This is a genomic window from Microbacterium sp. LWH7-1.2, assembly GCF_038397755.1.
GTDB lineage: Bacteria > Actinomycetota > Actinomycetes > Actinomycetales > Microbacteriaceae > Microbacterium.
Genome location: NZ_CP151637.1, coordinates 4,290,574 through 4,301,034 on the forward strand (window position 1 = coordinate 4,290,574; position 10,461 = coordinate 4,301,034).

The 10,461-nt window shown below is 69.8% G+C and carries 9 protein-coding genes and 1 tRNA gene; 5 read left to right on the forward strand and 5 right to left on the reverse strand.

Features of this window, described 5'->3' with window-relative positions; all coding sequences use genetic code 11:
- The first annotated feature begins 143 nt into the window (after positions 1-143).
- From MRBLWH7_RS19925 to MRBLWH7_RS19935, 3 genes are read left to right on the forward strand one after another with little or no spacing between them, the layout of a single operon-like run.
- Positions 144-1,646, forward strand: coding sequence for a malate:quinone oxidoreductase (locus MRBLWH7_RS19925; RefSeq protein WP_342002144.1), 1,503 nt, complete (start codon positions 144-146; stop codon positions 1,644-1,646).
- Between the two features lie 57 nt (positions 1,647-1,703).
- Positions 1,704-3,752, forward strand: a complete 2,049-nt coding sequence (locus MRBLWH7_RS19930) for a DUF2207 domain-containing protein (RefSeq protein WP_341997670.1) — start codon at positions 1,704-1,706, stop codon at positions 3,750-3,752.
- Positions 3,753-3,781: 29 nt separating this feature from the next.
- Positions 3,782-4,429, forward strand: a complete 648-nt coding sequence (locus tag MRBLWH7_RS19935) for a thymidine kinase (protein ID WP_341997672.1) — start codon at positions 3,782-3,784, stop codon at positions 4,427-4,429.
- A gap of 25 nt (positions 4,430-4,454) precedes the next feature.
- Here the strand turns inward: MRBLWH7_RS19935 and MRBLWH7_RS19940 are convergent, their stop codons facing one another.
- Positions 4,455-5,285: a DUF1295 domain-containing protein gene (locus tag MRBLWH7_RS19940; RefSeq protein WP_341997674.1), complete on the reverse strand. Its 831-nt coding sequence runs from the start codon at positions 5,283-5,285 to the stop codon at positions 4,455-4,457.
- Between the two features lie 129 nt (positions 5,286-5,414).
- Here MRBLWH7_RS19940 and MRBLWH7_RS19945 point away from each other — a divergent pair, with 129 nt between their 5' ends.
- On the forward strand, positions 5,415-6,164 hold the full coding sequence (locus MRBLWH7_RS19945; protein WP_341997676.1) for an FCD domain-containing protein: 750 nt from the start codon (positions 5,415-5,417) through the stop codon (positions 6,162-6,164).
- Between the two features lie 18 nt (positions 6,165-6,182).
- Positions 6,183-7,568, forward strand: a complete 1,386-nt coding sequence (locus MRBLWH7_RS19950) for an alpha-hydroxy acid oxidase (RefSeq protein WP_341997678.1) — start codon at positions 6,183-6,185, stop codon at positions 7,566-7,568.
- A 69-nt stretch (positions 7,569-7,637) separates the two neighbouring features.
- Here the strand turns inward: MRBLWH7_RS19950 and MRBLWH7_RS19955 are convergent, their stop codons facing one another.
- The 4 genes from MRBLWH7_RS19955 to MRBLWH7_RS19970 form a co-directional block, all read right to left on the reverse strand.
- The gene (locus tag MRBLWH7_RS19955) at positions 7,638-8,417 is read right to left on the reverse strand and encodes an HAD-IIB family hydrolase (RefSeq protein WP_341997680.1); all 780 of its coding nucleotides are present in this window, start codon (positions 8,415-8,417) and stop codon (positions 7,638-7,640) included.
- A gap of 54 nt (positions 8,418-8,471) precedes the next feature.
- A tRNA-Pro gene (locus MRBLWH7_RS19960) sits at positions 8,472-8,545 on the reverse strand.
- An 18-nt stretch (positions 8,546-8,563) separates the two neighbouring features.
- Positions 8,564-10,135, reverse strand: a complete 1,572-nt coding sequence (locus MRBLWH7_RS19965; RefSeq protein ID WP_341997682.1) for a hypothetical protein — start codon at positions 10,133-10,135, stop codon at positions 8,564-8,566.
- The gene (locus MRBLWH7_RS19970; protein ID WP_341997685.1) at positions 10,132-10,383 is read right to left on the reverse strand and encodes a hypothetical protein; all 252 of its coding nucleotides are present in this window, start codon (positions 10,381-10,383) and stop codon (positions 10,132-10,134) included. The genes MRBLWH7_RS19965 and MRBLWH7_RS19970 overlap by 4 nt, the downstream gene beginning before the upstream one ends.
- Between the last annotated feature and the right edge of the window lie 78 nt (positions 10,384-10,461).

Sequence of the window (10,461 nt, forward strand, 5' to 3'; positions counted from 1 at the left end):
GACGGATGCTGCGACCCGCAGCATCCGTCCGCTTTTCGTTTCGGCAAGAACCGCCGGACTTTCGGGGTCGGAACCCGCCTCCGGTCGGGGGTGCTTTCGGGCGGAACTAGAATCGTCTGGTGACCGAGAAGCCCTCCGACTCCCTGCCCAGCCCTGACGACAGCGACCTCCCCACGGGAACGGTCGACGTCCTGCTGATCGGCGGCGGGATCATGAGCGCGACGCTGGGCACCCTTCTCCAGCAGGTGCAGCCCGACCTCAAGATCGCCGTGTTCGAGCGGCTGAGCGACGTCGCGCTGGAGAGCTCGAACCCCTGGAACAACGCGGGCACCGGCCACGCCGCCCTGTGCGAGCTCAACTACATGCCCGACAACAAGGACGGCGGCCCGCTGGACCCCTCCAAGGCGATCTCGATCAACGAGCAGTTCCAGCAGAGTCGCCAGCTCTGGTCGTCGCTCGTCGAGGCCGGCGTGCTGGACGCTCCGTCGACCTTCATCAACTCCACCCCGCACATGACGTTCGTCCGCGGCGAGAAGGATGTCGCGTACCTCAAGAAGCGCTACGAGGCACTCAAGGACGAGCCGCTTTTCGCCGGCATCGAGTACAGCGAGGACTCGCGCGTCATCAACCAGTGGGCGCCGCTGCTCATGCAGAAGCGCCGCAAGGGCGAGCCCTTCGCCGCGACGCGCGTGCCTGCGGGCACCGACGTGGACTTCGGCGCCCTCACGCGTCAGCTCTTCGACCGTCTCGCCGACAACGGCGCCGACGTGCGCACCAACACCGAGGTGCGCCGACTCAAGCGCCTGCCCGACGGCACCTGGAGCGTGAAGTACCGACGCACCATCGGCCGCACCCCGGGTGAGATCCGCGCGAAGTTCGTCTTCGTGGGCGCGGGCGGCTGGGCGCTCAAGCTGCTGCAGCGCTCGGGCATCCCCGAGATCTCGGGCTACGGCGTGTTCCCGATCGGCGGGCAGTTCCTCAAGACGTCGAACCCCGCCGTCGTTGCGCAGCACAAGGCGAAGGTGTACTCGCAGGCGTCGGTGGGTGCGCCGCCGATGTCGGTGCCCCACCTCGACACCCGCGTCGTCGACGGCGAGGCGTCGCTGCTGTTCGGCCCGTTCGCGACGTTCAGCCCGAAGTTCCTCAAGACCGGCTCGTGGTTCGACATCGTGGGGCAGGTGCGCCCCGGCAACATCGGCCCGATGCTCAAGGTCGCGTGGGACAACCCCAGCCTCATCACGTATCTCGTCGGCGAGCTGCTGAAGAACCACAAGAAGAAGGTCGACAGCCTCCGCGTCTTCATGCCCACCGCGAAGGACGAGGACTGGGAGATCATCCAGGCCGGCCAGCGCGCGCAGGTCATGAAGAAGGACCCCGAGAAGGGTGGCGTGCTGCAGTTCGGCACTGAGGTCGTCACCGGCGCCGACGGCACGATCGCCGGCCTGCTCGGTGCTTCGCCGGGCGCCTCGACCGCGGTCTCGATCATGCTCGGACTGCTGAAGACCTGCTTCCCCGAGCGCATCGAGGCATGGGAACCGCGCCTGCGCGAGCTCATCCCGAGTTACGGCGACACGCTCAACGCGCGCCCCGAGGTCGCTCGCGAGTCGCTGGACGAGACCGCCGAGGTGCTCGCCCTGTCGGCCTGATCCCGCCATGCGGCGGTGATCTGGGAGCGTGGGGCGCCGGCCCCCTAGGGTGGGGGCATGCGAGCACGGCTCACCTGGCGCACCTGGGCGATCGCTGCCGCGTTAGTCGTGGTCATCGTGGTGGCCGGAGCCATCGCGCTGGTTCGGGGCGTGCAGCCGGCCGTGGCATCCGCCGGGGTGGCAAGCCGTGGCGGCGAGGCGAGTGCGTCTGCGGCGCTGCGGGTCGACACGTCGCTCGACGACTTCGCCTATGACTCCTTCGAGGCCGACTACTGGCTCGGTCGGGGAGCAGGTGGGCGCAGCGAACTCTTCACGACCGAGACGCTCGTCGCCCGCTTCCCGGACTACGACCAGAACAAGGGCATCGTGCGGTGGCTTCCGAAGGCCGACTCGGGTATCGCGCACGACACCCAGGTGATGAGCGTCACCGGTCCGGGTGGCGCACCGATCCCGTGGTGGACAGAAGAGGACGAGGAGTTCGTCTACGTCCTGACCGGCGACGACAGCTATGTCCGCGGCTCGCAGACGTACGTCATCTCGTACACCATGAGCGACGTCGTGCTGCGGTACGAAGACACCGATGCCGACGAGTTCTACTGGGACACGATCGGCACCGACCATGCGCAGCCGTTCGCCGATGTCCGCGCGAACGTGCGCATCCTCGGCGCCGCCGGAGAGGGTCTCCTGCCAGATCGCACCGTCTGCTACACGGGCCTGGCCGGCTCGACCGAGCGGTGCGATATCCAGCCGACGACCACCGCGCCGCCGCCCGACGAGGTGCTCGCCTGGGCGCTCGGCAACGGCATCGTCGGCGCATCCGAGACGCAACTCGCCTTCACGGCCGCCGACACGGGCCTCGGCGCCGACGAGAACGTCACGGTCGCGCTCGGCTTCGAGCGGGGCACCTTTGCGGCGCCGACGCCGCCGCCACCACCGCCGTATCCGTGGTGGGAGTGGATCCTTCCGGTGCTGGGGCTGCTGGCGGGATTCGGTGGGCTGGCATTCGTGCTCGTCATGAAGGCGGTGCTGCGCCGCAACCCCGATCGATCGCCGGTGATCGTCGAGTACTCGCCGCCGGTGGACGAGTCGCCCACGCTGTCGGCGGGCGTGCTCGGCGTGCCCGCCCGAGCGCTGGCCGCGCACGTCGTCGACCTCGCCGTGCGCGACAAGGTGGAGATCACGGCGACCGGCGACCGCGCGGACACCGACGACTTCGACGTCGTCCTGCGCGACCTGGAAGGCCTCGAACACGACGACCGGCGCATCGTGACGACGTTGTTCGGGAAGGATGCCGCACCCGGAGACCGAGTGGACCTCGGAGTCTTCGCGGCGAAGCCGCCGGTGCGAGCTGTGACCTACGTCCGCCGCATCGAGGACGCGACGGTCGACCGGGGCTACCGCAGCAAGACGCCCGGATGGGTCGGCGGTCTTCGTGGACTGCTGCAGTTCGGCGGCCTGGCCGTCGCCGTCATGCTGACCTTCTTCGTCGACGCCGTCCCCTCGGTGCTCACCGACCTCGGCGCGCTCGGGGGCTGGATCAACTTCCTCGCCATCGCGAGCGCCTTCGGCGCGTTCATCGTGCTGCCCTTCTTCAGCCTGCCCCGGACGACGCTCACCCTCGCCGGCGGACGCCACCGGACGTACCTCGACGGCATCCGCGAGTATCTGTCGCTCGCCGAGGAGGACCGACTGAAGGCGGCACAGTCGCCGCAGACGGCCGATCTCGTGTCAGGTGGCCGCCGAGCCTACGGCGACGCCGCCAATGCGGCGGGAGCGGAGGTCGTGAATCTCTACGAGCGGCTGCTGCCCTACGCCGTGCTGTTCGGGATGCAGCGTGAATGGGTGGAGGTCATCCGCGCCGCACTGCCTGCCATCGACGCCGGTACGTCGTCGACCCGGCTGGCACTGTTCGACTCCGTCACTTCGAACTCCCTGTCGGACGCCTCCTCCTCGATCGGGCGCCTTGCGGCGACGCCGGTCTCGCGCGGCAGCTCGTCGAGTTCCTCCGGTTCGTCGTTCTCCAGCAGCTGGTCGTCGTCGGGCGGTTCCTCGGGCGGCGGGTTCTCCGGTGGCGGTGGCGGGGGTGGCGGTTTCGGCGGCCGCTGACGCGAACCGTCACCGACTACGCTCGATCCGTGGCCAAGCTCTACTTCCGCTACGGGGCGATGAACTCCGGCAAGTCGACATCGCTCCTGCAGGCCGCGTACAACTACGAGGAGCGCGGGCAGCACGTGCTCCTCGCCAAGCCCGCCATCGACACCAAGGGTGCCGACCAGATCGACAGCCGTCTCGGCGTGAAGCGCACCGTCGACTTCCTGGTGCGACCCGACGACGACATCCGCGGGTTGTTCGCGGAACACCGCGCGCGGGTCAAGGCCGAGGCGGCCGACACGCTCGTCCCCGAGTCCGACGAGCACGAGGTCGACGTCGCGTGCCTCCTCATCGACGAGGCCCAGTTCCTGACCCGTGCGCAGGTCGACGATCTGCTCCGCATCGTCGTGTTCGACGGCGTGCCGGTGCTGGCGTACGGAATCCGCACGGACTTCCAGACCCAGGCTTTCCCGGGCTCGGCCCGGCTGCTCGAGCTCGCCCACAGTCTCGAGGAGCTGAAGACCATCTGCCGGTGCGGGCGCAAGGCGCTCTTCAACGCCCGTCTCGTCGGCGGTCGCTTCGTGTTCGACGGCGATCAGGTCGCGATCGACGAGCTCACGGCCGATCGGGTCACGTACGAGTCGCTGTGCGCCGAGGATTACCTGCGCGCGTCGGGCGGCCGTCTGGAGTGACGCCGCCGACACGGCGGCCCTGGGTTCAGGCCGCTTCAGGCGCGCGCTCGCGTCGCCGGGGGAGCGGGATCAGCATCGACGTCGTGCGCTGGTACTCCCGGTAGGCCGGGTACTTGGACGCCGAGATCGACTCCGTGAACACCGTGGAACCGATGAACAGGACCGTCAGCAGCGCCGCGCCCGCGATCGTCCAGTTGAGCCAGCTGCCGCCGTCGACGACGAGAGCCGCCGCGCCGAGCGCGTAGAACGCCCACCACTGCGCCTGCTCGAAGAAGAAGTTCGGATGCCGGCTGAAGGCGAACAGACCCGTGGTGACGAAGCCGGGTTCGAGCGTGCCGCCCGCCGCCTTCTTGGCCTGGTGGAACGCCCACTGCTGCTGATCTGCGACGGTCTCGCCGACCAGGAACGTGGCGAAGAGCACCGCGAACGCGGCATCCCATCCGGTGAACGGCACGGGATGCTGCCACGCGATGTAAGCCGGAAGCGAGATGAGCACGAGCAGCGCGCTCTGAAAGAGCACGATGAAGAAGACGTTGAACAGCTGGAACTGCCAGCGCGACATGCGGCCGCGCAGGATCGCCCAGCGATAGTCCTCCATGCCGGTGTAGCCGCCCTTGCGAGCGAAGTTGAACGTCAGTCGTGCACCCCAGGCCGTGACGAGGAGCGCCATCACGATGAGCCGCGTCGCGTCGACCCCGGCGACGAGCGCCGCGACGGCGAAGATCCACACGTAGATCACCGGCACGATCGACCACAGCCGGTCGATCCAGGACGTCTCGTTCGTGACGAGCGAGGTGATCCAGCAGAACGCGGCGGCGACGCCCGCGACGATGAGGACGACGAGGAGGGGGTCCATGGGGTCAGCGTAGTGCTCCGCGCGGACACGCGTCGTCATGCGGGTTGTCTGTGGTCCGACCACACGCTATCGTGGTCGGACCCCCTTCGAAGACGGAGGACGCCGGATCCGACATCGACGAGGAGATCCGTGGCAGACACCCCGACTCCGCCCGCGCTCGCGCCCGCACGCGCGTGGCGCGTCGTGCTCGAGAAGATCGAGACCGACCTGCTCGACGGCACCCTCACGCCCGGTGACCGGCTCGCCCCCGAGCGGGAGCTCGCCGCGACGCTCGGCGTGGGGCGTTCCAGCGTCCGCGAAGCCTTGCGCGTGCTCGAGGTGATGGGGCTCATCCGCACCGGCACCGGGTCGGGGCCGACCTCCGGCGCCATCATCATCGCGACGCCCCAAGGCGGCATGTCGGCGCTGCTGCGACTGCAGGTCGCCGCGCAGGGCTTCCCGTTCGACGACGTCGTCGCCACGCGCCTCGTACTCGAGTCGGCCGTCGTCGACGCCCTCGCCGCCGACCCGGCGCGCTCGACCGCCCGAGCACGGGAGCTGCTCGACGCGATGGATGCCGACGACCTCACCACTCCCGAGTTCCTCGCCCTCGACGCCCAGCTGCACCTCGCCCTCGCCGAGGCATCGGGCAACGTCGTGATCGCGGCGATGATGGCCGGCCTGCGCACGGCGATCGAGTCGTACGTGCAGGCGGGCGCGGCGGGCATCGCGGAATGGGATGCCGCGGCAGACCGTCTGCGCCACGAGCACCAGGCGATCCTCGACGCCGTCGACGCGGGTGACCCGACGCTCGCCCGCACCCTCGTCCACGACCACATCGTCGGCTACTACGCAGCGGCGGGTCTCGCCCGCTCGACCGCCGCCCGCACCCAGATCTGACCCATCGGAGAGGTTTTCATGGTCACCCGCCAGTTCCCCAACCCCAAGGAGCTCCTCGAGCTCATGCAGTTCAAGAAGCCCGAGCTCGACGGCAAGCGGCGCCGCCTGGAGTCCGCGCTCACGATCTACGACCTGCGCGACATCGCGAAGCGCCGTACGCCGAAGGCCGCCTTCGACTACACCGACGGCGCGGCCGAGGGCGAGCTGTCGCTCTCGCGCGCGCGCCAGGCGTTCGAGGACATCGAGTTCCACCCCGACGTGCTGCGCCCCGCCGAGAACGTCGACATGTCGACGGAGATCCTCGGCGGCCCGTCCGCCATGCCGTTCGGCATCGCACCGACCGGCTTCACGCGGCTCATGCAGACCGAAGGCGAGGTCGCCGGCGCCGGAGCTGCCGGTGCCGCCGGCATCCCGTTCACGCTCTCGACGCTCGGCACGACGTCGATCGAGGGCGTGAAGGCGGCCAACCCGAACGGACGCAACTGGTTCCAGCTGTACATCATGCGGGACCGCGAGATCTCGTACAGCCTGGCCCGCCGCGCCGCCGAGGCCGGCTTCGACACGCTGCAGTTCACGGTCGACACGCCGGTCGCCGGCGCGCGCCTGCGCGACAAGCGCAACGGCTTCTCGATCCCGCCGCAGCTCACGCTCGGCACGATCGTCAACGCCATTCCGCGTCCGTGGTGGTGGTACGACTTCCTCACCACTCCGAAGCTCGAGTTCGCGTCGCTGTCGACGACCGGCGGCACCGTGGGGGAGTTGCTCAATTCGGCGATGGACCCGACCATCAGCTACGACGACCTCGCGATCATCCGTGAGATCTGGCCGGGCAAGATCGTGATCAAGGGGGTGCAGAACGTCGCCGACTCGAAGCGGCTCATCGATGCGGGCGTCGACGGCATCATCCTGTCGAACCACGGGGGCCGTCAGCTGGACCGCGCCCCCATCCCGTTCCGCCTCCTGCCTGAGGTCGTGCGCGAGGTCGGCAAGGACGCGACGGTCATGGTCGACACCGGCATCATGAACGGTGCGGACATCGTCGCCTCGATCGCCCTCGGTGCCAGGTTCACGCTCATCGGCCGCGCCTACCTCTACGGCCTAATGGCGGGCGGACGCCAGGGCGTCGACCGCACCATCGCCATCCTGCGCAGCGAGATCGAGCGCACGATGAAGCTCCTGGGCGTCTCCTCCATCGCCGAGCTCGAGCCGCGACATGTCACGCAGCTTCAGCGCCTGGTCCCCGTGGCGGTGTCGGCGCCCGCCGCCGAGGCGGCCGCGTCGGCCCCGCGCCCTCGCGCTGCCCGTGCCACGACGGCGTCGAACGCTGCGAAGACGGATGCTGCAGCATCCCGTCCTGCGAAGGCGCCGGCGTCGAAGAGCACCGGGCCGCGCGCCAAGGCCTGATCCTTCAGCCCTGAGATCGAAGAGGACGGGTCCCCGGTGGGACCCGTCCTCTCGGTGCATCCGGACGCGTCAGACGCGGACGGGAAGCGTGGGGATGAGCTGTTCGAGGTAGGCGACCGTGTCTTCCCAGCCGTCGACGGCCTGGCAGCGCACGCCCATCGCCAGGACGGGGTAGTCGTTGCCGTCGGGATCGAGACGGTCGCCGACGAACAGCATGTCGTCGAGGGAGATGCCGGTCTGCTCCGCGAGCTGACGCATGCCGTACGCCTTGTCGATGCCCCGCTCGGTGATGTCGACCGAGGTCGAGCCGCCCGAGCGCACCTCGAGATCGGGCAGCAGCGCTGCGACGGCGGCGCGAAGGCGGTTCTTCTTCTCGCCGGTCGGGTCCCACGCGGTCTTCGCCGCAACGGGAGCCTGCTGGCCGAGCGCTGAGAAGGTGATCTGCGAGCCGCGGTCCTCGAGGATGTCGCCCCATGTCTCGGACTCCCAGAGACCGAGACGGCGAGCTTCACCCTCGACGGCGGCGAGAGCGCGCGATTTCTGGTCGTCCGTCAGTGAGAGCTTGTACACCGTGACGACGTCGTCCGCGGTGAGCCGGTAGTACTGCGTGCCGCAGGTGGGAAGCAGGTGCAGACGCGCGAGGGCGTCGGCGGGGGCGTCGGGAAGGCGGTCGACGACCTGCGTCGTGAACTGCTGGAGCTGGCCGCCGGAGATGATCGCCACTTCCACACGCTCCGCGAGGGCGATCAGCAGTTCGCCGATGCGCGGGTCGATCTGGCTCTTGGATGGGGCGAGCGTGTCGTCGAGATCGAAGGCGACGAGAAGGGGCGGGGTGCTGCGGTCGACCATGGTGTCCGTCCTTTCACGCGAAAGGCCCCGCCTTGCGGCGGAGCCTCTCTGCTGTCGGGGTGACAGGATTTGAACCTGCGGCCTCTTCGTCCCGAACGAAGCGCGCTACCAAGCTGCGCCACACCCCGTTTTGCAACCCTCCGAGTCTAACCGATCGTCAGGGGTGCTGCTGACCACGGTCGTCTCGAGCTGATGATCGCGATGCCGAGGCTGAGGAGGGCGATCGCGATCCCCGCAGGCGCGCGCAAGGTGGCAGCATCCGTTCCCGTCGCAGCCAGCTCGGCAGGACGCGGCCCGAGCGGAGGCGGCGGCGCGTCGGCTGCCGCGGTTGGCGTGGGTGTCGGCGCGGGTGGGGGTGGAGGTGGGGCGAGCACGGCGACCTGCGAGGGCTCGCCGAACCGCTCGGTCCAGGCGAAGTCGGGGCCGGTGTGGGCGGCGACGGACGGGAGCTGGTCGGCGGCGGTCACGCTCCAGACGGCGGTGTAGTACCCCGGAGCGGTCATCTCCCACGACGACCTGACGGTGTACGGCGTTGTCGGACCGGTCCCGGGTTCGGTGGTGACCTCGAGCGTGCCGACGATGGCCTCCTCGCCCGGGACAGCCGCACCGGCGACGGGCTCGGCGTCGGTGCGGTACACGACCGCGCTCGCCGTGACCGGCAGGTAGGAACCGTCGTCGGCGCGCGGCCACGAGCCCTCCGCCGCGGTGAAGGCGACCTCGTCGACGTACGGCCCGCCGCGCGCGTCCCGCGCCGCGACCTGAGTCGAGATGGCCGGAGAGAACGGGGGGACGCGCGGCGCGGAGTCCGCTCCCGACACATCGAACCGCACGCGCTCCGCCGGGCCGGCGGTCTCCTGGCCGCCAGGGGTCGTGAAGTGCCGTACGGCGGAGGCGAGGCCGGCATCGAAATGGCCTGTTCCACTCACCGTGTACGGGCGCCCCTCGGCGGGTGGCACCGTGCGGATGCCGTACGTCGAGCCGGATGTCGCATTCTCGAGCGTCGGCGAGCCCGATTCCACGAAGACCGCGTCGGTGAGGGTGACGGTGCCGGTCGCCGCGCTGGTGGTGTCCACTCGGACCGTTCCGGAGCGGTGGTCCGCGGGATCCGTGGTGAACACGAGGCTTCCGCTCGCCGTCGATGGGCCCGGCGCCGCACGTGCGGCCTCGTCGTAGAAGGCGACCGCGCGCTCTTGGACGGCGCGGTCGTGCTGCGGGGAGAGCGCGGACATCGTCCAGTGGATAGCCCCGGCGAGCGAGTCGCCTCGGTAGCCGAAGGCATGCACGGTCTCTTCGTGGTTCGCGATCGCCTTCACGGCCCACGCGACCGCGGCGGCCTGGACGGGATCGTCGGTCTGGCCGTACGTCGTCACGAGGAGGTTGATCCCGGCGAGCTGCTGGGGTGAGAGGCCGGCCGCCGATCCGCTGATCCCGTGATCGGCGGTCTGCCCGGTCGGGGCAGGGGCTCCCGGTGTGATGCAGTAGGTGTGCACACCGCCGACGAGCATCGAGCCGTGCCACCCGTACGCGGAGATCGGCGCCCAGGTGCCGAACCCGGTGCCGCGTTCGGCGGCGTCGGCGCGGGATGGGGAGCCGATGCTCACCCACAGGACGGCCACGAAGATCGTGACGAGGAGCAGGTGCGCGGGCAGGCGCCGAGCGCGCCCGCGGAAGACGAGCCGCGGCTGATTCCGGGACGAGTCGGCCAGGGGCATGCTCACTCCGCTTCCTCGACGAGAGGCACGAACGGGGCGTGCCGGCCGAAGCCACGGGAGGAATGGGTGTCGCCGCGATCCGCCTCACCCGTCGTTGCGGAGCCGAACGACGCGCAGACGCCTGCGATCGCGAGGGCGATCAGGAGCGCGAACAGCTTGAGGCGTGTGGGAAGGACCCCGTGAACGGCCGTCGTGGCGAGGAGCGTGTTGCGGAGCGGGGTGTCGGCGGGTCGTGGGTGACGCGAAGCAGCCATGCATCGAGGATCGACGCCCCGCGCCGGCGGTGGCGGTCGAGGAGGGCGAACTGTGGACGACCGGTCGCCGAGGGCGAT

Excerpts from the sequence above, each read along its gene's own strand:
- MRBLWH7_RS19970 (WP_341997685.1), bottom strand. The coding sequence starts at position 10,383 with ATGGCTGCTTCGCGTCACCCACGACCCGCCGACACCCCGCTCCGCAAC.
- MRBLWH7_RS19940 (WP_341997674.1), bottom strand. The coding sequence starts at position 5,285 with ATGGACCCCCTCCTCGTCGTCCTCATCGTCGCGGGCGTCGCCGCCGCG.
- MRBLWH7_RS19930 (WP_341997670.1), top strand. The coding sequence starts at position 1,704 with ATGCGAGCACGGCTCACCTGGCGCACCTGGGCGATCGCTGCCGCGTTA.
- MRBLWH7_RS19955 (WP_341997680.1), bottom strand. The coding sequence starts at position 8,417 with ATGGTCGACCGCAGCACCCCGCCCCTTCTCGTCGCCTTCGATCTCGAC.
- MRBLWH7_RS19950 (WP_341997678.1), top strand. The coding sequence starts at position 6,183 with ATGGTCACCCGCCAGTTCCCCAACCCCAAGGAGCTCCTCGAGCTCATG.